We start from the raw sequence: 24,887 nt of genomic DNA on the forward strand, positions 1-24,887 counted from the left end.
TTCCCACAAATGGCGAGCTGGCTGGTCGTCCATCTCCGGACGGTTCGGTTTCGTTACACCCTGTTACGGGAGTGATTTATCACGACTCCTGAGTGCTTCGGTCGGCGAACTTCCCGAGGACGAGGGCGATTCTCAGGACAAAAGCGTCCCTCGCGTTAAGCGGGTCGAATTTGGTGATTTGACTCACTCTCTTGAGGCGGTACCGCACGGTGTTGGGATGGACGTACAACTCGCGGGCACACGCCTCGACGTGCCCACCGGAGTCCAGATAGGCCCGGAGGGTGTTCTCGACCGAGGTGTCTGCGCCCCTCAGCGGTGTGACGACCCGGTCGACCAACATCGTCGCCGCGCCCCGGTCGCCGGCGAGGACCCGCTCGGGCAGGAGGTCGATCGCCGCGACCGGTCGGGGGGCGCCGGGCCAGCCACAGACCGCCGCCACGCCGGAGAGCGCCTCGGTCGCGCTGTCCGGGGCCTCGGCGAGGGAGCTCACCGTGTGCCCGACGACGACCGGCGCGTCGGGTGAGAAGGAGTCGAGGACCTCGGCCGGGACGGCGGAGGAGGACTCGAGCTCCCCGGAGAGGATGACGACGAGGCGCGCGCCCTGCACCACGGCCAGTGCGTGGCGGCCGGCCGCGACCGCGGCTTTGTGCGCGGCGGGCACCGACGCCAGTCCGAGTTCCTCACGGGGCCTGCCGACGATCACCGTCGCCGCGGTGGTCGGGTCCCAGTTCAGGGCCGAGGCACCGGAGGCGAGGTCGGCATGACGATCACCGCGGACCACGGCGTCGACCAGCATCGCCTCCATTCGGGTGTCCCAGGCTCCCCGGTTCTCCGCGGCGGCGGCGTAGACCGCCGCCGCGGTGAAGCCGAGTTCACGGCCGAACTTGAGCACCGCGGTGATCATGAGTCCGCGTTGGCGCTCGTTGTGGGTGATCCGTGGCATCACCAGCTCGAAGTACTCACACGTCGACCGGACGAGCTGGACCGTCTGCTGCAGGGTCAGCCCCTGGCCGAGCCCCTTGGGGAGCAACTTGAACCCCGCGATGGTGTCCGTGTGCGGGGCCTCGGGGTTGCGCATCCAGGTGACGAAGTCGCGCACCGCGCTCTGGATGATCAGCTGGATCTCGGCCCTCTGGTCGGCGGACAACTCGGCGAAGAACGCCAGATCCTGTTCCAACGCGCGGACCGCCTCGGTCGACAGGGTCCCCGAGTACCGGGTGATGCGCTTGAGCAGGGCATCGGAGACGGGACGATCGTCCGGCGGCGTCGCGGAGCGCCGCCGGACGGGATGTGCGTCCCTCTCCCCGGTCCCGGGGTCGGCCATGTCTGTCACGCCACTCCGGGGTCCGTCGTCGGCTCGGGGGCGGCCATGACGTCGTCTATCCGGTACAGACGCGCCGCCTCGAGCAGGGTGGTCTTGTCGATGGTCCCCTCGCGGGCCAGGCCCGCGAGGACGGCCACGACGATCGACTCGGCGTCCGTGTTGAAGAAGCGGCGGGCCGCGGGCCGGGTGTCGGAGAACCCGAAGCCGTCACATCCGAGGACGGTGAAGTCCCCGGGGACCCAGGCGCGGATCTGGTCCGGAACCGCCTTCTGGAAGTCGCTCACCGCGACCTTCGGCCCCTCGGCCGACGCCAGTGCCGCGGTGACGAACGGGATGCGCGGCTGCTGATCGGGGTGGCGGAGCTCGTGGCGTTCGCACTCGAAGCCGTCACGGGCGAGCTCCGTCCACGAGGTCGCCGACCACAGGTCGGCCGCGACGTCCCACTTGTCGGCGAGCATCTTCTGCGCCTCGACCGCCGCATACATCGCCACGCCGGACGCGAGGATGGAGGCCTTGTGGCTCCCGGCCTCCGCCGCGCGGAAGCGGTACAGACCGCGCAGGAGGGCGTCGACGTCCAGGTCCTCGGGCTCCGCGGGCTGCGGGACGGGCTCGTTGTACAGGGTGATGTAGTACGACACGTTGCGGTCGATGCCGTCGGTCTCGGTCTCGTGGGCCGCGCCGGGGCCGTACATGCGCTCGATGCCCGCGCGCATGATGTGGGCGACCTCGTACGCCCATGCCGGGTCGTAGGAGATGATCCCCGGGTTGGTCGCGGCCAACAGCGGGGAGTGGCCGTCCATGTGCTGAAGGCCCTCGCCGGTGAGCGTGGTGCGGCCGGCGGTGGCGCCCAGCAGGAAGCCCCGGGCGAGCTGGTCGGCGGCGGCCCAGATGCCGTCGCCGGTGCGCTGGAACCCGAACATGGAATAGAAGATGTACAGAGGGATCATCGGCTGGCCGTGGGTCGCGTACGCGGTCCCGGCGGCGGTGAACTCGGCGACGGACCCCGCCTCGCTGATGCCCTCGTGCATGATCTGGCCGTCCTTGGCCTCCTTGTAGCTCAGCATGAGGTCGTGGTCCACCGAGGTGTAGTTCTGCCCGTGCGGGTTGTAGATCTTCAGGGTGGGGAACCACGAGTCCATGCCGAAGGTGCGGGCCTCGTCGGGGATGATCGGCACGAAACGGTCGCGCAGGGACTCGTCGCGCATGAGCTCCTTGGCCGTCCGCACGAGCGCCATGGTGGTGGCGACGGCCTGCTTACCCGACCCCTTGCGGAGTGACTTCAGGGCGTCGATGCCCGGCACGGCCAGGGGGGTGAAGGTCTGGCGCCGCTCGGGGACGTGCCCGCCGAGGGCGGACCTGCGGTCCAGCATGTAGCGGATCTCCGGCGAGTTCGGCCCCGGGTTGTAGTAGGGCGGCTGGGTCGGATCGGCCTCCAGCTCCTCGTCGGTGATGGGGATCTGCTGCTTGTCGCGGAACAGTTTGAGGTCGTCGAGCGTCAGCTTCTTCATCTGGTGGGTCGCGTTGCGGCCCTCGAAGTTCTGGCCCAGTCCGAAGCCCTTGATGGTGTGGGCCAGGATGACCGTCGGCCGGCCGGTGTGCTCGAGCGATGCCTTGTACGCGGCGTGGATCTTGCGGTAGTCGTGACCGCCGCGGCGCAGCGCCCAGATCTCGTCGTCCGTCATGTCCTCGACGAGCTTGGCGGTGCGGGGGTCGCGGCCGAAGAAGTGCTCGCGGATCCAGGCGCCGTCGTTGGCGCGGAAGGTCTGGTAGTCGCCGTCGGAGACCGAGTTCATCAGCGAGACGAGCGCGCCCTCGGTGTCCTTGTCGAACAGGGCGTCCCATTCGCGACCCCAGACCACCTTGATGACGTTCCAGCCGGCGCCGCTGAAGTACGACTCCAGCTCCTGGACGATCTGCCCGTTCCCTCGGACCGGCCCGTCGAGACGCTGGAGGTTGCAGTTGATGACGAAGGTGAGGTTGTCGAGGGCGTCGTTCGCGGCGATCTGGAGCGCGCCGCGCGACTCGACCTCGTCCATCTCACCGTCACCGAGGAACGCCCACACGTGCTGCTGCGACGTGTCCTTGATGCCGCGGTTGTGGAGGTACCGGTTGAACCGCGCCTGGTAGATCGCGTTGATCGGCCCCAGGCCCATCGAGACCGTGGGGAACTCCCAGAACTCGGGCAGCGAACGGGGGTGGGGGTAGGAGGGGAGTGAACGCCCCGGATGGCTCTTCTCCTGCCGGAACCCGTCGAGGTCCTGCTCCCGCAACCGGCCCTCGAGGTAGGCGCGGGCGTACATGCCGGGGGAGGCGTGGCCCTGGAAGTAGATGTGGTCGCCGCCGCCGGGATGGTCCTTGCCGCGGAAGAAATGGTTGTACCCCACCTCGTAGAGCGGGGCCGCCCCGGCGTAGGTGGAGATGTGACCACCCACGCCGATCCCGGGCCGTTGGGCGCGGTGGACCATGATGGCGGCGTTCCAGCGGATCCACCGACGGTAGGTCCGCTCCACCGCCTCGTCGCCGGGGAACTCCGGCTCGAGGCTCGTGGGGATGGTGTTGACGTAGTCGGTGGACGTGAGGGCGGGCAGCGGAACACGCTGCTTGGAGGCCCGCTCGAGCAGACGGAGCATGAGGTAACGGGCGCGCTCGGGGCCGGCCTCGGCGAGCAGGCCGTCGAGCGAGTCCATCCACTCCTGGGTCTCCTCGGGGTCGGAGTCCGCCAGGTAGGAGGCGACCCCTTCCCGGAGAATCGGAACGTTGGTGGGGGCGGTCCCGTCCCGTGGGCCTTCGTTTCCGCTCATGCGTATCGTCCTCACTTCTGTGATTCGTACCGTGGACGCCCGGTGGGGCCACCACATGTCGTGGTACATCGTCGGGCCCGGGCCGCGGTGCGCAGGTGTGGGGCGGATCGCGTCGGGCTCGGGGCGGGCCACCGTAGGCCCACCGGTTCCGATTGTGCCCCAAAGCGTGACGCGCGACACCGTCGCGTGAGCCGACACACCGACAAATGGGCGGTAGTCGTTTCCCCGGCGGGTGTGCGCGGGTAGTGTTCCTGGTCAGCGAAAGACCAGAGAAGTAGTACGACGGAGTAGAGGGAGGAACACCACGGTGGTCGCCGCGGCGAACCAGCAGGACGGAGCGGACCAGGTAGCTGGTCAGCTCGAACTGACGGAGGGCATGCTCGTTCAGGAGGTCGGATGGGATTCCGACTGTGACGAGTCGATCAGCGAGGCCGTCGAGGACGCCGTCGGATCGGAGCTGCTGGAGGAGGACACCGATGAGGTGGTCGACGCGGTGCTGCTCTGGTGGAGGGACGGTGACGGCGACCTGGTCGACCGACTCATGGACGTCATGACGCCCCTGGCGGACGAAGGTTCGGTGTGGGTCCTCACCCCCAAGACGGGGCTCGACGGGCATGTGGTGCCCGCTGTGATCGCGGAGTCCGCGCAGACCGCGGGGATGTTGCAGACGCGCACCGCCGCGCTCGGGGACTGGGCCGGCAGCCGGCTCGCACTGCGGAAGAACAGCATGCCCCGCAAGTGATCGCGGCACCCCGGACCCCTCGTGCGCCCCGGGGTGGGGCGCTGTCCCGGGTGGGATAATCTGACCGCACCGGCGCGATCGACGCGTCGGTGCGCACGCGCGCGTAGCTCAGCGGTTAGAGCTCTGGTCTTACACACCAGCGGTCGGGGGTTCGATTCCCTCCGCGCGCACCGATGACGAAGACCGACCGATGACAACCGGCCGATGACAACCGGCCGCACCCGGTGCCGAGGGCTCGGCGCGGGTCAGGTCCGGAGGCGGTCCGCTCGGCGGAAGGCCCTGCGCTGCTCGGCGTCGTTGCGGTCGCCGTAACGGGCCCGCATCGCGCGTTCACGGGCGGACGCCTCGTCGAGCTCTGTGGCTCCCCGGCCGCCGCCGTCCGAGCCGCCGCCGTCCGAGCCGCCGCCCGACGAGTCACCGTTCGCGGGATCGTCGCCGCCGTCGCGGCCGAGGTCGTCGGTGTCGCCTCCCCGGGCGTCGGTCCCCGCGGTGGGCGTGGTGCCGTCATCCGGTGTCCCCGCCCCCTGATCGGCGTCGGCGTCGGCGTCGGCGGCCGCGACCTCGGCGTCGCGACGCCGGGCGCGGATCTCCGCCCAGGCGAAGTAGATGAGCGCGGCCGGGGCGAGCACGCCGAACGCCAGCCACTGCAGTCCGTAGGACAGGTACGGGCCGTTCTCGATGCCGGGGATCGGGGCGGGGGAGAGCGATCCTGGCTGGCCCCCGGCCAGCTGCAGGTAACCCTCCGACACGAGGTCGTGTTCGAGGGCGTCACCGATGACGACCGGGTCCACCACGCGCACGGCGGGCAGTCCGGCCATCGGGACGGGCTCGGCCTCGCCGGGCTCGGTGACCCGCAGCCGGGCGGTGATCTCGACCTCGCCGGCGGGGGCGGCGGGATAGTCCGGTACCGCGTTGTTCTCCCCGACGAGCACGTATCCGCGGTTGACCAGCATGTCCGCGCCGTCCACGGGGTCGAACACCGTGAGAACCTGGTAGACCAGCTCGCCGTCCACCGACCGGAGTCGCAGCAGTGCCTCGGAGTCCGGTCGCCACTCCCCGGTGAGGGTGACCAGGCGCCATTCGCGCTCGGCGTAGGCCTGCGGGCCGTCCACCACCTGCGCCAGCGGCGCGGGTTCGGCCTCGACGGATTCGGCCAGGCGGGCGTTGCGGGCGTCGAGATCGTCGCTCTTGCCCAGCTGCCACGGGGCGAGCAGCGCGAAGCACGCCCAGGCGAACAGGGCCGCGGCGAGGACGCCGATCACCCATCCCGGGGTCAGGAAACGCCGCAGTATCCGCATGCTCCCAGGGTATCCGTCCCGGCGCGGCGGGTCCCGGGGCAGGTGTGCCCGCTACCCCGTGAGCTCGCGCACCTCGGCGACCAGCCCGGGCAGGGCCGCGGTGATCTGCAGGCGGGTGCGGGTGAAGCCGCTGTCGTCTCCGTAGTAGGGGTCGGCCACGTCCGCGCCGTCGGCGCCGTGCTCGTGTGCGCGGGGGTCGTACGACCGCAGCAGCCGGATCCGGGCCGGGTCGACCCCTGCCCGGTGCAGGTGGTCGCGGTGGCCGGTGTCGAGGGCCACCACCAGGTCGGCGTCGTGGTCGCCGGGGGACAGCTGCGAGGCCACGTGCCGGGTGTCGTAGCCGTGGGCTGCGAGCTCTGCCGCGGCGCGCGCGTCCATGCCGTTGCCGACGTGCCAGTCGCCGGTGCCGACGCTGGAGACGGTCACCCGGTCGCCGAGCCCGGCGTCGTGGAACGCCCGGCGGGCCATGACCTCGGCCATGGGGGAGCGGCAGATGTTCCCGGTGCAGACGAACACCACCCGCACCCGCGACTCACCACCCACGGATGATCTCCTCGAGCGCCGCGGTGTCGACGGCCGACCAGTGGGCGCGGTCCCACTCCTCGGGCCGCCCGTAGCCCCAGCGCACGATCGCGGTCGGGACGCCGTAGCGGGCGGCGCCCTCGATGTCGTGTTCGCGGTCGCCGATCATGAGTACCTGCCCGGTCCCGCCGCCGTCGACGGGCGTCGGGTCGATCCCCATCGCCGAGAGGGAGTGCGCGATGACGTCGGCCTTGGCCATCCGGCCGACGGAGATGTCCGCCCCACCGATGAACTCGAAGGGGGCGGCCAGGTCGAAGTGCCCGAGGATCCGGCGCGCGGCGACCTCGTCCTTGCTCGTGGCGACCGCCATCCGGTAGCCGTCCACGGCGAGCCGGTCGAGCAGCGCGTCCATCCCCGTGAAGACGGCGTTCTCCAGCCACCCCACCTCGTCGTAGCGCTCGCGGTAGGCCGCCACCGCCCGGTCCAGGTCGGGCCCGGCGAGGCCGAGCGAGGTCAACGTGTCGACCATGGGCGGGCCGGCGATGGAACGGATGTCGCGGTCGGAGTCCCAGCGCGCGCCCACCACGCCGAGCGCGTGGTGGAGGGACTTGGCGATGCCGTCGAGGGAGTCGGTGATGGTGCCGTCGAGGTCCACGAGGAGGATCGGGCGGTCGGTCATGCCGCCATCCTCCCAGAGTCCGCCGGGCGGGTTCCCCCGCCGGTCCGGGGCCGCGCGCCGTTCGTGGTCGTCCTACGCTTCCGGGAATGAGCGAGAAACCCGGAGAGCGTCCCGACCAGGCGTCGTGGGCGGCGCTGCGACACCACGGTGACGCCGAGCTGGTCCCCGGCGCCCTGGACTTCGCCGTCAACGTGCGCGGATCGGGGCCGCCGGGGTGGCTCCGCGACAGGTTGGCGGCCCGCCTCGCCGACCTGGGGGGATACCCCGGGGGCGACGACGACGAGGCCGCCGTCTCCGCCGTGGCCGCCCGTCACGGGGTCGGACGTGACCGCGTCCTGCTGCTGGGTGGCGCCTCGGAGGGGTTCCACCTACTCGCCGCCCACGCGGCCCGGAACCTGCTGCGAGCGGCGGTGGTGCACCCGTCCTTCACCGAACCGGAGCTCGAGCTGCGACGGGCCGGCGTGCCGGTGGAGCGGGTCCTCCTGCCGGTTCCGTTCGACCTCGACCCCGGCCTCGTCCCCGAGGAGGCGGACCTCGTCGTCGTCGGCAATCCCACCAACCCCACCTCGGTGGTGCACCCCCGGTCCGCCGTGGCGGCGCTGTGCCGGCCCGGACGGGTGACGGTCGTCGACGAGGCGTTCTGCGACATCCTCGCGGACGAGGCGGCCCACACCCTGGCCGGCGCCGACCTGCCGGGCCTCGTGGTACTGCGGTCGCTGACCAAGACGTGGGCGCTGGCCGGCCTGCGTGTGGGGTACGCCGTCGGGGACCCGTCGGTGCTGGCCGATCTCGCCGCGCACCGTCCGCACTGGCCCCTGGGCACTCTCCAACTGGAGGCCATCCGGGCGTGCGTCGGTCCGGCGGCCGATCCGGAACTCCAGGCCGCGCGGGCGCAGGTCGTCTCCGAGCGCGACGCCATGGTCCGCGCCCTCGACGCCGCCGGGATCGAGGTGGCGGTGCCCCCGTCGGCGCCGTTCGTCCTGGTCCGCACCCCGGCCGGGATCGACCCGGTCGCGTTCCGGACCGGGCTCGTGCGCCGGGGGATCGTCACCCGCCGCTGCGACACGTTCCCCGGCCTCGACGCCACCTACCTGCGACTGGCGGTGCGGCCGGGCACGATGGTGGACGAACTCGTCGGAGCCTGGCTCGGGGAGGTCGCGGCACGGACAGGTCGCGCCGCGGCGGGTGAACAGGAAGGGGAGCGACCATGACCACCGGCAGGCCCACCCTGGCCGACGTCATCGACCTGTTGGAGCACGCCTACCCGCCGCGGCTGGCCGAGTCGTGGGACCGCGTGGGGCTGGTCGCCGGGGACCCGGCGGCCGAGGTCGGACGGGTCGTCGTGGCGGTGGACGCCACCGACGCCGTGGTCGACCACGCGCTCGCCGAGGGCGCCGACCTGCTGCTGGTCCACCACCCGCCGCTCATGCGCGGCGTGCACTCCGTGGCCGCCGACACCCCCAAGGGCCGGCTGCTGCATAAGCTCATCGCCGGCGGGTGCGCGCTGTACTCCGCGCACACCAACGCCGACTCCGCACGGCCCGGCGTCAACGATGCCCTCGCCGACGTGCTCGGCCTGGTCCCCGGCCGCCCCCTGGCCCCCACCGGTGACGGCACCGTCGACCGGTGGGTGGTGACCGTGCCCGACGACGACCTCGACGACCTGCTGAACGCGGTGTTCGCCGCCGGGGCCGGACGGATGAGCGGCTACACCGAGTGCTCGTTCTCCGTCCAGGGCACCGGGCGGTTCCGTCCCGGCGACGGCACCGACCCGACGATCGGCACCATCGGCGAGCCCGAGCGGGTCTCCGAGACGCGGGTGGAGTTCGTGGCGCCGCCCGAGCTGCGGTCCGCGGTGCGGCGAGCCGTCCTGGCCGGGCACCCCTACGAGGTGCCCGCCATGGACGTGTTCGTCAACCACGCCGGACCCGGGCCGGGGCCCGAGGACACCGGGCTCGGGCGGATCTGCGAACTCGACGCACCGATGACGCTTGCGCAGTTCACCGAGCTCGTGGCCGAGCGTCTGCCCACCACCGAGTGGGGGGTCCGCGCCGCGGGCGACCCCGACGCCGAGATCCGGCGCGTCGCGCTGTGTGGCGGATCCGGCGACTCACTGTTGGGCGCGGCCCGCGCGGCGGGCGCCGACGTCTACCTCACCGGGGACCTGCGCCATCACGTCGTGGACGAGCACCTTCGCTCGGGCGGGCCCATGCTCGTCGACGCCGCGCACTGGGCGCTGGAGTTCCCGTGGTGCGCCCAGGCCGCGGCCCTGCTCGAAGAGGGGGCGGACCTCACGGCGACGGTGTGCGAGCAGCGGACGGACCCCTGGACGGTGGCCGCCGGGGGAGGGCGCGTGCAGCGGTAGTCTTGGCACCCATGAAGGCCGATCCCCACGACCAGCGTCGACTCGTCGACATCGCCGACCTCGACCTGCGCCTGGCGAGTCTCGAGCACCGGCGGTCGCAGCTACCCGAGCAGACGACCCTGGATGAGCTGGAGGCCGAGCGGCGGGCCGCCACCGAGTCCGTCGCCCGTGCCCGGATCCACCTCGAGGATCTCGACCGCGCCCTCACCAAGCTGCGCTCCGATCTGGAGGCCGTGCGCCGGCGCCGGGCCGCCGACTCCGACCTGCTGGCCAAGGGCGGCCTGTCCGAGCGGCAGGCCACCGAACTGGACTACGAGCTGCGTTCGCTGGCCCGTCGCCAGGAGGCCCTCGAGGGCGAGCTGGGCGAGCTGGGCGAACGCCACGAGGCCATGGAGGCCGACGTCCGCCACTCCGGGGCGATCGTCACCGACCTGGACGCGCGGATCGGGATGGCCGCGACGCTGCGGGACACCGCTCTCGCCGAGCTCGAGGACGCGGTCACCGAGACGATGGCCGAGCGGGCCCGCGACGCGGAGACCGTTCCCGCCGACCTCCTCGATCACTACACCCGTAGCGCCGCGGAGGCGGGCCGAGGGGCGGCGATCCTCAACGGGGGCCGCTGCTCGGCCTGCGCCATGGACCTGGACCGGAGCACCGTCTCGGCGTTCCGCTCCGCCCCCGCGGACGAGGTCCTGAACTGCCCCGAGTGCGGCGTGATCGTGGTCCGCACCGACAACTCGTGACCGGCGGGCCGGGTTCCACCGGCGGGCCGGGCTGGACCGGCGCCACCGGGCGCCCCACCCGGATCGTCCTGGCCCGTCACGGCCAGACCCCGCTGTCGGTGGACCGGCGCTATTCCGGTCAGGGCGACCCCGAGCTCACCGAGTTGGGCGTCACCCAGGCCGAGCGCACCGCAGCCCGGCTCGCGGCACTGCCGGATCTCGCCGCGGTGGTCTCCTCCCCGCTGCGCCGGTGCCTGGGCACCGCCGAGCGGGCCGCCGACGCCACCGGCGTGCCCCTCGTGGTGGACGAGGACCTCATCGAGACCGACTTCGGGGGGTGGGAGGGGCTCACCTTCCGGGAGGCCGCCGAGCAGGATCCAGACCTCCACTCGCAATGGCTGAGCGACACCGCCACCGCGCCCCCGGGCGGCGAGAGCTTCGCCGTGGTGCGGGCGCGCGTCGAGCGGGGACTGCGGCGCATCGTCGCCGACCGCCCCGGCGGCGTGGTCGCCGTCGTCAGCCACGTCACCCCCATCAAACTGGCGATCCGGGCGGGCCTGGGCGCCGGTGACGAGCTGCTGTTCCGGCTGCACCTGGACCTCGCCTCCGTCTCCGACGTGCGTTTCTACTCCGACGGGCCGACCTCGGTGCACCTGATCAACGACACCTCCCACCTCGTCTGAGCCCGCACCCCGACCGGCCCGCGCGGGCGACTAGACTCCCTGGGGCGAACGAGTCGGCCGGACGGCCGCGGACAGGGGAACCGGCGCTATCGGTGGCCAGGCCCCGGCCCGAGGAAAGTCCGGACTCCACAGAGCAGGGCGGTTGCTAACGGCAACCCGGGGTGACCCGCGGGACAGTGCCACAGAAAACAGACCGCCGCGCCTGCGGGCGCGGTAAGGGTGAAACGGTGCGGTAAGAGCGCACCAGCGCCCCGGGTGACCGGGGCGGCTAGGTAAACCCCGCCCGGAGCAAGGTCAAAGGTCGCACCGCTCGCGGTGCGTCTGCGCGGATGTAAGTGCAGTGATGCACTGGAAGGGCTGCTCGCCCGAGTCCGCGGGTGGACCGCTCGAGGTACCCGGTGACGGTGTGCCCAGATGGATGGTCGTCGCCCTCCCCTTTCGGGAGGGCACAGGATCCGGCTTACAGGTCGGCTCGTTCGCCCCAACCTTCTTCGCCTTCGGGCCCCGGTGTGCGCGCTGCCCGCACGCCAGAGGGCGGGGACCTCCAGGGAGGTCCCCGCCCTCAGCGGATGTGCTGGACTACGCCAGCGGGTGCGGCAAATTCAACCGCGGAGTGTTCAGGACTGGAAGATGCCCGTCACGGAGCCGAAGATGTTGTCGAGGCTGCCCTCGGCCTCGGACTCACCGCAGCCGGTAACCGTGAGGCTCTTCAGCGACTCGTCATAATCCTTGTTGTCCGGGCTGGTCATCCGGTAGCGAACCTCAACGGCCCCCTCGGTGTGGACCTTCTCGGAGAAGTCGACGACCTTCGTGCTGGTGACGGGTTCCAGCCCGCGCACGTAGGAGCCCGCGGTCCCGCGGAGCTCGCTGTAGGGCTTGACGGTGCTGCCATCGGTGGCCTTGAACGCCGGGTTAGCCTTTAGCGCCTGCTCCGAGCCTTGGTTTTTGCCGAAGGCCGGGGCCTCCTCCGGGAGCACACCCGTCCAGTAGTTGATCTCGGCCCAATCGGAGTTGGTCGTGTTGACCACTGTGAAGGTCGCGGTGCAATCCTTGTTGTCCGCAGCGCTGAACTCAATGGGGTCGGTGGTCTGAGCCGAGGCGACCCCGGCCAGAGTGGTGCTGGTGAACAGTGCGAATGCCGACCCGAGGGCGAGCTTCTTGACGGTGCGATTCATACGAATCCTCCTTGAGTGAGTGCGGTCTGCACGTGATGCAGACCACGCCAATAGAACCTCATGTAAACGTGAATGACAACCTGCTCGGGGCTTTACAGCGCCCGCCCAAACGTAAAGTAACCCTCACTACCTGCGCGATCGGGAGACGGGACGTTTCGGGACGGGGGTGGTTTAAGGGGCGAGAGTAGGGTCCAGTATGGGGAGCACCGTCACTAGGAGGTCCGGCATGAGTGAAGAGCAGTGGTACTACGACATCGCCACAGGTCAGGCGCAGCAAGGCAAGGTGACCAACTGGGACAACCGGATGGGCCCGTACGCCACGCGCGGCGAGGCCGAGGCGGCGCTGGCCAAGGCGAAGGCCCGCAACGAGGCGTGGGACGCCCAGGACGACTAGTACGAGCCCGGGGGTTGCGCCGGGCCGTCCTACTTCTTCCCGCCCTTCTTCTTGTCCTTCTTCTTCCGGCGTCGCCGTGCCGCGCGCCGTGACTCGGACAGTTCGCGATAGGCGGCCGTGACCGCCGCGGCGTCGCTCTCGAACCCCTCGAGGGTGCGCTCCGAGAACGCCCGCTCGTGCTCGAAGAGCACCCCGAGGCCGAACGTCGACTCACCGGCGAACTCCGCCCGCCGCGCGATGCGCCGGATCCACTGCCGGGAGGTGACGCTGTCCTGGACCTCCCCGAGCACCGTGTGCAGCCGGTCGCAGGCCGTACGCAGCGGGGCCACCGTGAGGTCGTCCGACGTCGGGACCGCACTGACGTTGCGGCGCAGTGCCTTGGCGCGCTTGCGCACGACGTGGGTGAGTTCCTCCCGCTGGGCCAGCGTCAGGTCGAGGGAGTCCAGGTCGCGCTCGGTGCGGGTACGGACCTTGGTGAACTTGGAGAACTGCCGGTCCACCCCGCGCAGCAGTGTCTCCTCGGCTTCGCGCCGCCTCCTACCGCCCTTCGACGGAGCACCGCCCTTCGACGACGTCCCGCCCCCCGCTGCGGCGGGGCTTGTTCCCGCGACGCGGACCAGCTCGTGGAGTCGGTCGACCACGTCGAGGTACCGGTCGGAGAGCAGCGCCGCGGTGACGCGTTCGCCTGCGCGCTGCTCCTCGAAGTCCAACTCGGTGCGCAGGAGGTGCCGGGTCCTCGCGGTCACCACGTCCTCGGGGTAGTCGGCTGCCAGTGCCCCGAGCCGCTGGTCGACCACCTGGATGTCCCGGGCCTTGCCCAGCACCGCGGCGAGCTCCTTGAGTTCGGCGAGGAGCGCTGCCGGGTCGATGTCGGTGCCGGCGGTCTCCGCCCCGAGCTCGTCGGCGTACGAGCTGATGGTGCTGCGCAGGCCACGAACCGCCACGCGCATCTGGTGGACGCCCGCCACGGTGACGCGCCGGGCCGCCGGATCGTGGTCGAGGAGTTGCTGCAGGTCCTGGACCAGGGCGTCGCGCACGGGGGAGACGCCGCGCTCGTAGAGGTCGGGGAGGGGGCCGATGGTGCGGGCGAGTTTGGACGACGACGACGAGGCGTGAGCCCCGGCGTCCGAGCAGGCGGCAGCGACGGTCGCGAGGAGATCGTGTGCATCGGGTCGCGCCGGATCGACCAGTTCGGTCTCCCATTCCCGCCATCCCGCCGTTGATCCGCCGGCTACGAACGACTCGGTGGAGACCCGGTCGTCGCAGAACTCGATCACCGCGGCCCCGTCGGGGTCCCGCAGCGTGAGGACCTGCCGGCGGTTGTCGATGCGGGCGACGGGCTCGAGGGGCCGACGGCGGACCAGCCCGGCGACGGCCGTGACGAGCTCCGCGGGGACGACGTCGTCACGGGGGTCGCCGTCGCCGAGCGGGGCCTGCAGTTCGACGCGTCCCGCCCGGTCGGGCAGTTTGAGGTGCCAACCCTCGTCGTCCCCTCCGGTGCGGCGCCGGAGTGTGACCTTGTGCCGGGTGAGCGAGAGGTCCGCGGTGTCGTAGTAGGTGGCGGAGAGCTGGTGCTCCACCGGGACGTCCGCGACGAGAGGCGCCAGGGCGTCGACCGTGGGCAGCGGGGTGTGCTCGTCGACCTCGAACTTGCTCTCGACCTCGACGGTCTCGTTGATCGTCATGGTCCGGTTGTATCAGTAAAGGATGAACACCGGCAGTGAGCGCCGCCCCTTCCGGACTTACCGGCGGGTAAGGTCAGTGGCTACGGTCACACGTTCGTCGTAAGGGAGAGACTGTGGATCAGCCGAAAATCGTCGACGTCCTGGTGGTGGGGGCGGGGTTCTCCGGACTCGGTGCCGCCATCCGGCTCGCGCAGGAGGGCTTCGACGACCTCGTCGTCCTCGAACGCGGCCCCGACGTCGGCGGGACGTGGCGCGACAACAGCTATCCGGGCGCGGCGTGCGACGTCCCGTCCCACCTGTACTCGTACTCGTTCGCCCTCAACCCCGACTGGTCACGGGCCTTCTCGCCGCAGGGCGAGATCTACGACTACATCCGGAAGGTCACGCACGAGGCCGGGGTGCGCGAGAAGATCCGCTTCGGCGTCGACGTCACCTCGGTGGACTACGACGAGTCCCGCGGCCGGTGGACGGTGCGCACCAGCGAGGGGGAGTACGACGCCCGCGTGGTGGTGCTGGGCGTCGGCGCACTGTGCGAGCCCAGGCTCCCGGAGATCGACGGCGTCGGCGACTTCGCCGGGCCCGTCTTCCACACCGCCCGCTGGGACCACTCGGTGACGCTGGCAGACAAGCGAGTCGCGGTGATCGGCACGGGCGCCTCGGCGATCCAGGTGGTGCCGGCCATCGCCCCGACCGTGGCGCACCTCGACGTCTACCAGCGCACCGCGCCCTGGGTCCTGCCCCGGATGGACCGGCAGTACCCCCGGTTCGAGCGGTCGCTGTACCGCCGGGTGCCCGGGCTGCAGCGCGCGGTGCGGGCCCTGCAGTACGCCAGCCGCGAGTTCCAGGTGGTGGGCCTGACCCGCACCCGCGCGGCGCTGGCACCCATCAAGGCGCTCGGACGGGCACACCTGGCGATGCAGGTGCGCGACCGTGCCCTGCGCGCGCGGCTCACCCCGCACTTCGAGATCGGGTGCAAGCGCATCCTGCTGTCCAACACCTGGTACCCGGCGCTGTCCCGGGACAACGTCGACGTGGTCACCGAGCCGATCACCCGCGTCACCGAGGGCGGGATCGTCACCGGTGACGGAGCCGAGCACCCCGCCGACGTCCTGGTGGTGGCCACCGGCTTCCACGTCACTGATTCACCGTTCTTCGAGCGCGTCCGCGGAACGGACGGGCGCACCCTGGCGGACAAGTGGCAGAGCGAGGGGATGGAGGCCTACAAGGGGACCACGGTCGCCGGCTACCCCAACCTGTTCGTCCTGGTGGGCCCCGCGACCGGACTCGGGCACTCGTCGATGATCTACATGATCGAGTCCCAGCTCAACTACCTCGTGGACGCGCTGCGCACCATGCGCGACCGCGGCCTGCAGACCGTCGAGGTGCGTGCGGCCGTCCAGGACGCGTACAACCGCGAACTGCGCGACAGCACCGGCGAGACCGTGTGGGTGACCGGCTGCAGGAGCTGGTACCTCGACGACAAGGGCAACGCGCCGGCCGTGTGGCCGGACTACACCTTCACTTTCCGCAACCAGACCCGGGAGTTCGACCTGAGCGCCTACCAGCGGACCGCGGCCGACGCCACGGCCGCGGCGCGTACCGGGCAGGAGGCCCTCCGGTGAGCGCCCCGATCGGCAGACTGTTCGGCACAGTCGGATCGCTGGCCCGCCGCCCCCGCTGGCGGATGGACGGCAAGGTCGTCGTCGTCACCGGCGCCGGCTCGGGGATCGGGCGCGAACTGGCGCGCGAGGCCGCGCGGCGCGGCGCCCGGTTGGCACTGAGCGACATCGACGCAGACGGACTGGCCCGGACCGTCGAACTCGCGCGCGGTGACGGCGCCACCGACGTGCACTCGCAGCGTCTCGACGTCACAGAACAGGCGATGGTCGCCGAGTACGCGGGGGCGGTCGCCGAGCACTTCGGCGTGGTCCACCTGGTCGTCAACAACGCCGGCATCGCGTTCACCGGGGCGGTCGAGCAGTCCGGCTACAAGGACATCGCCCGCGTGATGGACGTCGACTACTGGGGCGTCGTGCACGGCACCAAGGAGTTCCTCCCGCACCTCATCGCCTCCGGCGACGGCCACCTGGTCAACATCTCCAGCATCTTCGCGTTCCTGTCCGTGCCCACCCAGAACGCCTACAACGCGGCCAAGGCGGCGGTCCAGCAGTTCACCGAGTCCCTGCGGATGGAGATGATGGCGGCCGGGCACCCCGTCGACGTCACCTGCGTCCACCCGGGCGGGATCAAGACCGCCGTCGCCCGGAGCGCCGGCGCGGCCGAGGGGCTGGACAGCGCGAACTTCGCCGCGATCTTCGACGCGAAGTTCGCGCGCACCGAGGCGTCGACGGCCGCGCGGGTGATCCTCGACGGCGTCGAGCGACGTAGGGCGCGCGTGCTGGTGGGGGTCGACGCCCACCTGCTCGACGCCCTGGTCCGGCTGTTCCCGACCGGCTACCAGAAGGGAACGGTCGCGATGACGCGCCGCTTCGGGGTGGTCTGAGCCGGGAGCGCGCCCGGCCCGGGCTCCTCAGGGCCGGAAGCGGTCCGTGGCCTCCAGCAGGTGGTGCGTCGTGCCGGGTTCGGCCATCGCGTGCCCCGCGTCGGGGACGATGTGCAGCTCCGAACCCGGCCACGCGGCGTGCAGCTCCCACGCGCTGGCGACCGGGCACACCACGTCGTAGCGGCCGTGGACGATCACGGCGGGCAGGTGGGCGATCCGGTCCATCCGGTCCAGGATCGCCCGGCCCCGCAGGAACGCGTCGTGGACGAAGTAGTGGTTCTCGATCCGGGCGAAGGCCAGGGCGAAGCGATCGGGGTCGCCGCCGGTGCCGGCGGGTCGGGGGAGCAGGGTCGAGGTGGACGTCTCCCACGTGGTCCACGCGCGGGCCGCCTCGAGTTCGACCTGCGGATCCCCGCAGTGCAGGAGCCGGTGGTAGGTCGCGACGTGGTCGTAGCCCGGCTGATGGACGGCGTCGGGGCCGTCCGCGGCGAGCAACGGCGCGAGGTAGCCCTCCCACACGTCCGGGAACAGGTGCGCGGCCCCACCGCGATAGAACCAGTCGATCTCGCTCGGGCGGCACAGGAAGACGCCGCGCAGGATCAGTCCGCGGACCCTGGAGGGATGCTCCTGGGCGTACGCCAACGCCAGGGTGGAGCCCCACGAGCCGCCGAAGACCAGCCACTCCTCGACCCCGAGGTGCTCCCGCAGTCGCTCGAGATCGTCGACCAGGTGCCAGGTGGTGTTGACCGTCAGGTCCGCGCCGTCGGCGACGTGCGGGGTGCTCCGCCCGCACCCCCGCTGGTCGAGAAGGATGATCCGGTAGGCCGCCGGGTCGAACATGCGTCGGTGCTCGGGCGTCGTCCCGCCACCGGGTCCGCCGTGGACGAACACCACCGGGGCGCCATCGGGATTCCCCGAGCACTCCCAGTAGAGCTCCTGGCCGTCGCCCACGTCGAGCATCCCGCTGTCGTGGGGCTCGATCGCCGGGTACGGGGCACGGCGGGCGGCGCCGCGCCGGGGGTCGGTCGTCGGTGCCACCACGGTCAGAAGGAGTGCTCGGCGCCGGGGAAGGCCCGCGAGCGGACCTCGGTTCCGTACTCGCGGGCGGCGTCACGCAGCGTGTCGGCCAGCTCGGCGTACCGCTTGACGAACTTCGCGGTGCGGCCCGTGCTGTGCCCGGCCATGTCCTGCCAGACCAGCACCTGGGCGTCGCACCCGTTGCCGGCCCCGATGCCCACGGTGGAGATCTCCAGTTCGGCGGTCACCTCCCGCGCCAGGTCGGCGGGCACCATCTCCATCACCACGGAGAACGCCCCGGCCTCCTGGACGGCGCGGGCGTCGGCGCGCAGCTGATCCGCCGCGTCGCCGCGACCCTGGACCCGGAACCCGCCCAGCCCGTTGACCGACTGCGGCGTGAAGCCGATGTGCGCCATCACGGGGATCCCGGCGTCGACGATCGCCTTGATCTGCGGGACCATCCGCACGCCGCCCTCGAGCTTGACGGCCTGGGCGCCGCCCTCCTTCATCATGCGGGTGGCCGCGGCCACGGCCTGCGTCGGCGAGGCCTCGTAGCTGCCGAACACCAGATCCGCCACGACCAGCGCCTTCGGGGCGCCGCGGGTGACGGCCCGCACCAGCGGGATCATCTCGTCCTCGGTCACCGGGACCGTCGTGTCGTAGCCGTAGACCACGTTGGCGGCCGAGTCACCGACGAGCAGCACCGGGATCCCGGCCTCCTGGAACAACCGCGCGGAGACGAAGTCGTAGGCGGTGAGCATCGGCCACGGCTCGCCGGCGGCCTTGAGCTCGGCGAGGTGGTGCAGACGGGTGACCCGCGTCAGGCCCTGCGGCCCGTCGCCCTTCGGCGTCTGGTCCGGTGCGCCGCCGGCGCCGTAGACCGGGGAGTCGGGGGTGTCGCTCATGGGAGTGTGGCCTTCCTTCGGTGACCTCGAGGCCGGCTGGAGCGCCGGTACCCGGGTGGACAGGGGGCGGTGACGTGCGCGGCGGGATCCGTGCGCTGTCGCGGACGAGTCTGCCACGACCGGCACGGAGGGGTCCGGTGGGCGTCGGGGCGGGCGGATGTCACACGCTCGTAACACGACAGGCACTAGGTTGGACCGCATGAACCGCCAGCAGGAGTACGTTCTCAGGACCTTGGAAGAGCGCGACATCCGGTTCGTCCGGCTCTGGTTCACCGACGTCCTCGGCACCCTCAAGTCGGTCGCCGTGGCGCCGGCCGAACTCGAGGGCGCCTTCGGGGAGGGGATCGGCTTCGACGGCTCCGCCATCGAGGGCTTCTCCCGGGTGTCGGAGGCGGACACCGTCGCCAAGCCCGACCCGTCGACCTTCCAGGTGCTCCCGTGGGCCCACGCCGACGGCAAGCAGCACTCCGCGCGCATCTTCTGCGACATCTTCAACCCGGACGGCAGCCCCAGCTGGGCGGACCCGCGGCACGTCCTGCGCCGCCAGCTCAGCAAGGCCGCTGACCTCGGGTTCTCGTGCTATGTCCACCCCGAGATTGAGTTCTTCCTGTTCAAGGACCTGGACACGGACGGCGCGGAGCCGGTGCCCACCGACAACGGTGGCTACTTCGACCAGGCCGTGCACGACTCCGCCCCGCACTTCCGGCGCCACGCGATCGAGGCGCTCGAGGCGATGGGCATCTCGGTGGAGTTCTCCCACCACGAGGGCGCGCCGGGTCAGCAGGAGATCGACCTGCGCTACGCCGACGCCCTGAGCATGGCGGACAACATCATGACGTTCCGCTACGTGGTCAAGGAGGTGGCCATGAACAACGGGGTGTGGGCGTCGTTCATGCCCAAGCCCCTGCGTGACCACCCGGGCTCGGCCATGCACACCCACATGAGCCTGTTCGAGGGCGACGCCAACGCGTTCCACGACCCGGACGACGAGTACCAGCTGTCCGATACCGCGAAGTCGTTCGTGGCGGGCATCCTCACCCACGCGCCCGAGTTCTCGGCGGTGACCAACCAGTGGGTCAACTCCTACAAGCGACTCATCGGCGGAGGCGAGGCCCCCACCGCGGCCACCTGGGGCCGGGCCAACCGGTCGGCGCTCGTCCGCGTGCCCATGTACACGCCCAACAAGGCGTCCTCGCGCCGCATCGAGGTGCGCAGCCCGGACTCGGCCTGCAACCCGTACCTGGCCTACGCCGTGATGTTCGCCGCCGGGATCAAGGGCGTCCAGGAGGGGTACGAACTGCCGCCGGAGTCCGAGGACGACGTGTGGACCATGAGCCGGCGCGAGCGGCGGGCGATGGGGTACACCGACCTCCCCGGCAGCCTCGAGCAGGCGCTGGACGCCATGGAGGAGTCCGAGCTCGTCGCCGAGGCGCTCGGCGAGCACGTCTTCGAGTTCTTCCTGCGCAACAAGCGGCGCGAGTGGCGCGAGTACCGCAACGACGTGACCCCGTACGAGCTGCGGCACTACCTCAACTTGTGACCGGGGGCGGCATCGTGAGCAGGGACTCCTCGCGCCCTCGGTTACCGAGCCCGGGCCGCCTCGGGCTGCTCGACGACCGGGCCGCGGACTGGCTCGACTACCTGGGGTGGACCGACGACGACGCGGTCCCGGTGCTGTGGTCGCTGTCCCGGGCTCCGGACCCGGACCTCGCCCTGGGAGCCCTGGTGCGGCTCCACGAATCACTCACCGCCGAGTCCCACGATGAGGGCACCTCCGCGCGCGCCGGGGCCGACACCGGGGTCGCGGCATTGGACGCCGCGCTGCGATCCGATCCGCGGCTCCGGGCGCGGCTGCTGGGGCTGCTCGGATCCTCGAGCGCGTTGGGCGACCACCTCGTCGCCGAGCCCACTCGGTGGGCGCTGCTGCGCGGAGGACTGCCGGCGTTCGAGGACGTCCTGGCCGACATGCTCGGGGCGGTCGAGGCCGTGCCCGAACAGGCGGTGGAGGGCGCGCCGCCGCCGTCCCAGAGGGAGGACCTGCGCAGCGTCGGGACGTATCGCGCCGGGGTCACCGGCGGCGCCGCCGTCAGCGTGCTGCGCTCGACGTACCGCGACCACGTGGCGCTGCTCGCCGCGCACGACGTGGCCGGGTCGGTCGACGACGACGAGCCCGTCCTGCCGTTCACCGAGGTGGGCCGGCGCCTGTCCGACCTCGCGGACGCCGCGCTGACCGCCGCTCTCGCGGTCGCGGTGGCCACCGTCTACCCGGACTCGCCGATGCCGGCGCGGTTGGGCGTGGTGGCCATGGGCAAGGGCGGGGCGCGCGAGCTCAACTACATCTCGGACGTCGACGTCATCTTCGTGGCCGAGCCGGCCGACGCCAGGACCGGCCGCGTGGCCGGGGAGTTGATGCGCATCGGGTCCATGGCCTTCTTCGAGGTCGACGCGGCGCTGCGCCCGGAGGGCAAGTCGGGCGAACTGGTGCGCACCCTCGAGTCCCATACGGCCTACTACAAGCGGTGGGCCAAGACGTGGGAGTTCCAGGCCCAGCTCAAGGCGCGCCCCATGACCGGCGACCTGGCCCTGGCGGAGGAGTACCACGACACCGTCCACCCGATGGTGTGGACCGCCGCCGAGCGGGACGACTTCGTGCACGACGTGCAGGCGATGCGCCGGCGCGTGGAGGAGAACGTGCCCGAGGCCCTGCGCGAGCGCGAACTCAAGCTCGGACGCGGGGGTCTGCGCGATGTCGAGTTCGCCGTGCAGCTGCTGCAGATGGTCCACGGCCGCACCGACGAGGACCTCCGCGTCACCAGCACCGTCGAGGCGCTCGGCGCGCTGCGCGACGGCGGGTACATCGCCCGCGAGGACGGCGCGGAACTACTCGCCGCCTACGAGTTCCTCCGCCTGCTCGAGCACCGCCTGCAACTGCAGCGCTACAAGCGCACCCACCTGCTACCGGAGGACGACGACGAGGAGGCCTACCGCTGGTTGGCCCGCGCGGCGCACATCCGGCCGGACGGGCCCAACGACGCCGCCCAGGTGCTGCGGCAGAGTCTGCGCGAGCTGCGCCGCCGGGTCCGCCGCCTGCACTCCAAGCTGTTCTACCGGCCGCTGCTGGACTCGATCGCCTCGTACGACGCCGAGGCCCTCTCGCTCAGCACGGAAGCGATGGAGCGTCAGCTGGCCGCCCTCGGCTTCGCGGCGCCCCGCAACGCGTTGGGTCACCTGCGGGCGTTGGCGGGACAGAGCAGTCGCCGCGGCCGTATCCAGGCGCTGCTGCTGCCCACGTTCATGGAGTGGCTCGCGGACACCGCGGACCCGGACGCGGGACTGCTGGCCTACCGGCGACTGTGCGAGGAGAACGAGGAGATCACCTGGTTCCTGCGCACGCTGCGGGACGACAGCATCGTGGCCCGCCGCCTCGTGCGGGTGCTGGGGACCTCGGCGTTCGTCGCGGGCCTGCTCATGCGCAACCCCGAGGTGATCCCCGACCTCACCGACGGCGCGCAGGGCCCGGTGCTCGTGGCCTCCAAGGTCTCCGACATCGCCTCCGCGCTCACCGCCTCCGCCGCCCGGCACCCCACTCCCGAGCGGGTCATCGCCACGGCGCGGTCGCTTCGCCGCGCCGAGCTGGCCCGGATCGGGGCCGCCGACGTCCTGCAGATGATCTCCGTACCCGATGTCGGGCGGCGACTGTCGGCCGTGTGGCGGGCGGTGCTCGAGGCATCCCTGGCCGCCGTGGTCCGCGACATGATGCCCGAGGGCGGTGCGGCGCCGGCCCGCATCGCCTACATCGGGATGGGGCGGCTCGGCGGGGACGAGCTGTCCTACAGCAGCGACGCGGACGTGATGATCGTGTGCGACCCGGTCGAGGGCGCCAAGGAGGACGAGGCGGTCCGGTGGGCCACGCAGGTGGCCGAGCGGGTGGGCAAGCTGCTGGCCTCGCCGTCGTCGGATCCCCCGCTGGACCTGGACGCCGACCTACGCCCGGAGGGCCGGAACGGCCCACTCGTGCGCACCCTGGCCTCCTACCGTGCCTACTACGCCAAGTGGGCCGAGACGTGGGAGTTGCAGGCGCTGCTGCGGGCCTCGTTCGCCGCCGGGGACCGCGAGCTCGGGCTGGATTTCCTCCACATGATCGACGAGTTCCGTTACCCGGAGCAGGGCGTGCCCCCGAAGGTCGTGCAGCAGATCCGCCGGATGAAGGCGCGGATCGACTCGGAGCGCCTGCCGCGTGGCGCGGATCCGGCCACCCACACCAAACTCGGCCGCGGTGGCCTGGCCGACGTGGAGTGGAGCGCCCAGTTGTTGACGATGCAGCACGCCGCCAGGGTGCCCGGGCTGCACACGACGTCCACACTCGAGGCACTCGACGCCGCCGCCTCGGCCGAGTTGCTGCCGGAGTCCGAGCGCGACGCACTGGTCGACTCGTGGCTCATGGCCGCCCACGCCCGCAACGCGTTGGTCCTGGCGCGCGGCAAGGCGGTCGACCAACTGCCGGGTCAGGGCTCGATCCTGGCGGCGGTGGCGATGATCTGCACCGGTTCCGCCGACGGCGCGGGGTTCCTCAACGAGTACCTGCGCGTGACCCGTCTAGGTCGCAAGGCGGTCGACCACGTGTTCTGGGGCGAGGACTGACGCCGGCCCCGGGGGTGAGCCGGGTCCGGGACCAGGGTCGTCCCTGATGCGGCAGGTGCTCCCACGCCGATAACCTGGGTCCATGCCTGTGACCATGAACCTCACCCTCACCCTCGACGGCGTGACCTACGGCGAGCTGTACGAGTTCGTCGACGCCGTCCGCGCCGCCGGGGTGCCGGCCGACGAGCGGGTCCGCTGCCTCGGTTCCGACGACAAGGGCGACCGCTTCGAGGTGGACCTCGGCCCGGACCGCCGCCGCGCGGGATCGGCCCGTGCGGCCTCCGGCGCGCTGGTGGGCCACCCGGTGGAAGGTCCCGCCGCGCCCGGGGCTGCGTCGTCGTCCTCACCGACCGTGGCGTCGGTCGCCGAGACGGTGCGCTCGATGGTGCGTAACGGCGACGACCTGGACCGCGTGATCGCCGCGCTGGGGGACCTGCGCAAGTTCCTGCGTTGAGCCCTCGCCGCCCGGTCGCCCGGGCCGTCGCCGTCCTCGCCGCGCTCGTCGCCGGCGCGGGTGTGGCGCTACACCACTCCCGCTCGGAGATCCCGGCCGTACCGGTGCTCGCGAGCTTCGCGGTCGCCGCCTGGGCGTTCTCCCTGGTGGCCCTGATCGCGGCACTGCGTGCGCGGTCGGTGCTGCTCGGGATCATCGCCGTCGTGCTGGTGGGCGCCGGGGTGGTCCAGTACGGGCCCCTCGTGGCACCGCCACGCCAGATCGACGACGACGAGGGCATCCCGATGCGGGTGATGGTGCAGAACCTCGAGTTCGGCCGAGCCGCCCCACACGACGTGGTCCGGGCAGTCCGCACCGGCGGAGTCGATCTGCTCATGACCGTGGAGACGACCCCGGAGGCGGCGGACGCGCTGCGCACGGCGGGTCTCATGGGGCTGCTGCCGCACGAGGCCGCCTCGACCGCTCCCACGACGCAGGGGGTCGCGGTGTGGTCGCGGTTCCCGCTCTCCCCGCCCGAGCGGGTCCCGGGCTTCAGCCTCGGGCTGGTACGCACCGAGATGGCGGGGCCGGGCGGCCCGGTGACGGTGGTGGCCGCGCACCCGGTCGCCCCGGTGTTCGACGCCCCCGCCGCCGTGGAGGAGGCCGATCGCCTGCGCTGGTACCTCGGCAGCCTTCCCGGACCCGCGCCGGTGGTGGTGGGCGGGGATTTCAACGCCACCTGGGATCACGTACGGTTCCGTGACCTGAGGGGCCTCGGGTACACCGACTCCGTCTCCGGCGGGAGTGACGGCTGGGTGCCCACCTGGCCGGCGGGTCGACGGATCCCCCCGCTCATCGGGATCGACCACGTGCTGGCCCGCGGAGCGGTCGCGGTGGGGGACACGGACACCGTGGAGGTGGCCAGGACGGACCATCGCGGCGTGGTCGCGACGGTGCTTCTGCCCGCGCCGCGGGCGCGGTGACCTAGCATGCGCACC

The 24,887-nt window shown here is 71.7% G+C and carries 20 protein-coding genes, 1 tRNA gene, 1 other RNA gene and 1 pseudogene; 14 read left to right on the top strand and 9 right to left on the bottom strand.

Going from position 1 to position 24,887, the window contains the following annotated elements; all coding sequences use genetic code 11:
- Positions 1–79 precede the first annotated feature (79 nt).
- Both AC3DEV_RS10165 and aceE read right to left on the bottom strand, forming a co-directional pair.
- The gene (locus AC3DEV_RS10165) at positions 80–1,324 is read right to left on the bottom strand and encodes a PucR family transcriptional regulator (protein ID WP_096905693.1); all 1,245 of its coding nucleotides are present in this window, start codon (positions 1,322–1,324) and stop codon (positions 80–82) included.
- A gap of 5 nt (positions 1,325–1,329) precedes the next feature.
- Positions 1,330–4,125 (bottom strand): pyruvate dehydrogenase (acetyl-transferring), homodimeric type, encoded by a 2,796-nt coding sequence (gene aceE, locus AC3DEV_RS10170; protein WP_132061884.1) that lies wholly within the window; start codon positions 4,123–4,125, stop codon positions 1,330–1,332.
- 307 nt (positions 4,126–4,432) lie between these two features.
- Between aceE and AC3DEV_RS10175 the strand changes: the two genes are divergently transcribed.
- Positions 4,433–4,867 (top strand): DUF3052 domain-containing protein, encoded by a 435-nt coding sequence (locus AC3DEV_RS10175; protein WP_256821476.1) that lies wholly within the window; start codon positions 4,433–4,435, stop codon positions 4,865–4,867.
- Between the two features lie 97 nt (positions 4,868–4,964).
- A tRNA-Val gene (locus tag AC3DEV_RS10180) sits at positions 4,965–5,037 on the top strand.
- A gap of 75 nt (positions 5,038–5,112) precedes the next feature.
- On the opposite strand, the gene AC3DEV_RS10185 is transcribed toward AC3DEV_RS10180, so the two are convergent.
- From AC3DEV_RS10185 to AC3DEV_RS10195, 3 genes are read right to left on the bottom strand one after another with little or no spacing between them, the layout of a single operon-like run.
- Positions 5,113–6,165, bottom strand: coding sequence for an SURF1 family cytochrome oxidase biogenesis protein (locus tag AC3DEV_RS10185; protein WP_488372015.1), 1,053 nt, complete (start codon positions 6,163–6,165; stop codon positions 5,113–5,115).
- Between the two features lie 51 nt (positions 6,166–6,216).
- Positions 6,217–6,708 (bottom strand): low molecular weight protein-tyrosine-phosphatase, encoded by a 492-nt coding sequence (locus AC3DEV_RS10190; RefSeq protein ID WP_488372016.1) that lies wholly within the window; start codon positions 6,706–6,708, stop codon positions 6,217–6,219.
- Positions 6,698–7,366: an HAD hydrolase-like protein gene (locus AC3DEV_RS10195; protein ID WP_488372017.1), complete on the bottom strand. Its 669-nt coding sequence runs from the start codon at positions 7,364–7,366 to the stop codon at positions 6,698–6,700. The genes AC3DEV_RS10190 and AC3DEV_RS10195 overlap by 11 nt, the downstream gene beginning before the upstream one ends.
- A gap of 86 nt (positions 7,367–7,452) precedes the next feature.
- Between AC3DEV_RS10195 and cobC the strand changes: the two genes are divergently transcribed.
- From cobC to rnpB, 5 genes and pseudogenes are all read left to right on the top strand, one after another.
- Positions 7,453–8,577, top strand: coding sequence for an Rv2231c family histidinol phosphate aminotransferase CobC (gene cobC / locus AC3DEV_RS10200; RefSeq protein ID WP_488372018.1), 1,125 nt, complete (start codon positions 7,453–7,455; stop codon positions 8,575–8,577).
- Positions 8,574–9,731, top strand: coding sequence for a Nif3-like dinuclear metal center hexameric protein (locus AC3DEV_RS10205; RefSeq protein WP_488372019.1), 1,158 nt, complete (start codon positions 8,574–8,576; stop codon positions 9,729–9,731). Before cobC ends, AC3DEV_RS10205 begins: the two co-directional genes overlap by 4 nt.
- Before the next feature lie 11 nt (positions 9,732–9,742).
- Positions 9,743–10,474, top strand: a complete 732-nt coding sequence (locus AC3DEV_RS10210; protein WP_206473620.1) for a zinc ribbon domain-containing protein — start codon at positions 9,743–9,745, stop codon at positions 10,472–10,474.
- 26 nt (positions 10,475–10,500) lie between these two features.
- Positions 10,501–11,136 (top strand): annotated as a pseudogene (locus AC3DEV_RS10215) (histidine phosphatase family protein); the annotation flags it as partial.
- Positions 11,137–11,185: 49 nt separating this feature from the next.
- Positions 11,186–11,615: RNase P RNA component class A (gene rnpB / locus AC3DEV_RS10220), an RNA gene on the top strand.
- Positions 11,616–11,753: 138 nt separating this feature from the next.
- Here the strand turns inward: rnpB and AC3DEV_RS10225 are convergent.
- The gene (locus AC3DEV_RS10225; RefSeq protein ID WP_488372020.1) at positions 11,754–12,311 is read right to left on the bottom strand and encodes a hypothetical protein; all 558 of its coding nucleotides are present in this window, start codon (positions 12,309–12,311) and stop codon (positions 11,754–11,756) included.
- A 226-nt stretch (positions 12,312–12,537) separates the two neighbouring features.
- Here AC3DEV_RS10225 and AC3DEV_RS10230 point away from each other — a divergent pair, with 226 nt between their 5' ends.
- Positions 12,538–12,705 carry an SPOR domain-containing protein gene (locus tag AC3DEV_RS10230; RefSeq protein WP_119193045.1) on the top strand — a complete coding sequence of 56 codons (168 nt, stop codon included), beginning with the start codon at positions 12,538–12,540 and terminating at the stop codon, positions 12,703–12,705.
- 29 nt (positions 12,706–12,734) lie between these two features.
- On the opposite strand, the gene AC3DEV_RS10235 is transcribed toward AC3DEV_RS10230, so the two are convergent.
- Positions 12,735–14,390, bottom strand: a complete 1,656-nt coding sequence (locus tag AC3DEV_RS10235; protein WP_488372021.1) for a CYTH and CHAD domain-containing protein — start codon at positions 14,388–14,390, stop codon at positions 12,735–12,737.
- Between the two features lie 113 nt (positions 14,391–14,503).
- Between AC3DEV_RS10235 and AC3DEV_RS10240 the strand changes: the two genes are divergently transcribed.
- Positions 14,504–16,012: a flavin-containing monooxygenase gene (locus AC3DEV_RS10240; RefSeq protein WP_488372022.1), complete on the top strand. Its 1,509-nt coding sequence runs from the start codon at positions 14,504–14,506 to the stop codon at positions 16,010–16,012.
- Between the two features lie 62 nt (positions 16,013–16,074).
- On the top strand, positions 16,075–16,893 hold the full coding sequence (locus tag AC3DEV_RS10245) for an SDR family NAD(P)-dependent oxidoreductase (RefSeq protein ID WP_067714319.1): 819 nt from the start codon (positions 16,075–16,077) through the stop codon (positions 16,891–16,893).
- Between the two features lie 27 nt (positions 16,894–16,920).
- Here AC3DEV_RS10245 and pip read toward each other — a convergent pair whose 3' ends face one another.
- A complete protein-coding gene (gene pip, locus AC3DEV_RS10250; protein WP_488372023.1) occupies positions 16,921–17,931 on the bottom strand; it encodes a prolyl aminopeptidase in 1,011 nt (336 codons plus the stop codon).
- 5 nt (positions 17,932–17,936) lie between these two features.
- A complete protein-coding gene (gene panB, locus AC3DEV_RS10255; RefSeq protein ID WP_067714199.1) occupies positions 17,937–18,815 on the bottom strand; it encodes a 3-methyl-2-oxobutanoate hydroxymethyltransferase in 879 nt (292 codons plus the stop codon).
- Positions 18,816–19,014: 199 nt separating this feature from the next.
- Between panB and glnA the strand changes: the two genes are divergently transcribed.
- The 4 genes from glnA to AC3DEV_RS10275 all read left to right on the top strand — a co-directional run bounded on the left by glnA (position 19,015) and on the right by AC3DEV_RS10275 (position 24,872).
- Complete coding sequence (glnA, locus tag AC3DEV_RS10260) at positions 19,015–20,355, top strand: type I glutamate--ammonia ligase (protein ID WP_067714196.1); 1,341 nt, start codon at positions 19,015–19,017, stop codon at positions 20,353–20,355.
- Between the two features lie 11 nt (positions 20,356–20,366).
- A complete protein-coding gene (locus tag AC3DEV_RS10265) occupies positions 20,367–23,456 on the top strand; it encodes a bifunctional [glutamine synthetase] adenylyltransferase/[glutamine synthetase]-adenylyl-L-tyrosine phosphorylase (protein WP_488372058.1) in 3,090 nt (1,029 codons plus the stop codon).
- An 82-nt stretch (positions 23,457–23,538) separates the two neighbouring features.
- On the top strand, positions 23,539–23,910 hold the full coding sequence (locus AC3DEV_RS10270; protein WP_240341431.1) for a hypothetical protein: 372 nt from the start codon (positions 23,539–23,541) through the stop codon (positions 23,908–23,910).
- Entirely contained in the window at positions 23,907–24,872 is a 966-nt protein-coding gene (locus AC3DEV_RS10275; RefSeq protein WP_488372024.1) for an endonuclease/exonuclease/phosphatase family protein, read from the top strand. Before AC3DEV_RS10270 ends, AC3DEV_RS10275 begins: the two co-directional genes overlap by 4 nt.
- Positions 24,873–24,887 lie beyond the last annotated feature (15 nt).

This window comes from Dietzia sp. IBK-p2-15D (assembly GCF_057773105.1).

What these genes read in the sequence shown, in the direction of transcription:
- AC3DEV_RS10210 (WP_206473620.1), top strand. Translation starts at nt 9,743, where the DNA reads ATGAAGGCCGATCCCCACGACCAGCGTCGACTCGTCGACATCGCCGAC.
- cobC (WP_488372018.1), top strand. Translation starts at nt 7,453, where the DNA reads ATGAGCGAGAAACCCGGAGAGCGTCCCGACCAGGCGTCGTGGGCGGCG.
- AC3DEV_RS10245 (WP_067714319.1), top strand. Translation starts at nt 16,075, where the DNA reads ATGGACGGCAAGGTCGTCGTCGTCACCGGCGCCGGCTCGGGGATCGGG.
- AC3DEV_RS10205 (WP_488372019.1), top strand. Translation starts at nt 8,574, where the DNA reads ATGACCACCGGCAGGCCCACCCTGGCCGACGTCATCGACCTGTTGGAG.
- AC3DEV_RS10270 (WP_240341431.1), top strand. Translation starts at nt 23,539, where the DNA reads ATGCCTGTGACCATGAACCTCACCCTCACCCTCGACGGCGTGACCTAC.
- AC3DEV_RS10230 (WP_119193045.1), top strand. Translation starts at nt 12,538, where the DNA reads ATGAGTGAAGAGCAGTGGTACTACGACATCGCCACAGGTCAGGCGCAG.
- AC3DEV_RS10225 (WP_488372020.1), bottom strand. Translation starts at nt 12,311, where the DNA reads ATGAATCGCACCGTCAAGAAGCTCGCCCTCGGGTCGGCATTCGCACTG.
- panB (WP_067714199.1), bottom strand. Translation starts at nt 18,815, where the DNA reads ATGAGCGACACCCCCGACTCCCCGGTCTACGGCGCCGGCGGCGCACCG.
- AC3DEV_RS10195 (WP_488372017.1), bottom strand. Translation starts at nt 7,366, where the DNA reads ATGACCGACCGCCCGATCCTCCTCGTGGACCTCGACGGCACCATCACC.
- AC3DEV_RS10165 (WP_096905693.1), bottom strand. Translation starts at nt 1,324, where the DNA reads ATGGCCGACCCCGGGACCGGGGAGAGGGACGCACATCCCGTCCGGCGG.
- AC3DEV_RS10185 (WP_488372015.1), bottom strand. Translation starts at nt 6,165, where the DNA reads ATGCGGATACTGCGGCGTTTCCTGACCCCGGGATGGGTGATCGGCGTC.
- glnA (WP_067714196.1), top strand. Translation starts at nt 19,015, where the DNA reads ATGAACCGCCAGCAGGAGTACGTTCTCAGGACCTTGGAAGAGCGCGAC.
- aceE (WP_132061884.1), bottom strand. Translation starts at nt 4,125, where the DNA reads ATGAGCGGAAACGAAGGCCCACGGGACGGGACCGCCCCCACCAACGTT.
- AC3DEV_RS10235 (WP_488372021.1), bottom strand. Translation starts at nt 14,390, where the DNA reads ATGACGATCAACGAGACCGTCGAGGTCGAGAGCAAGTTCGAGGTCGAC.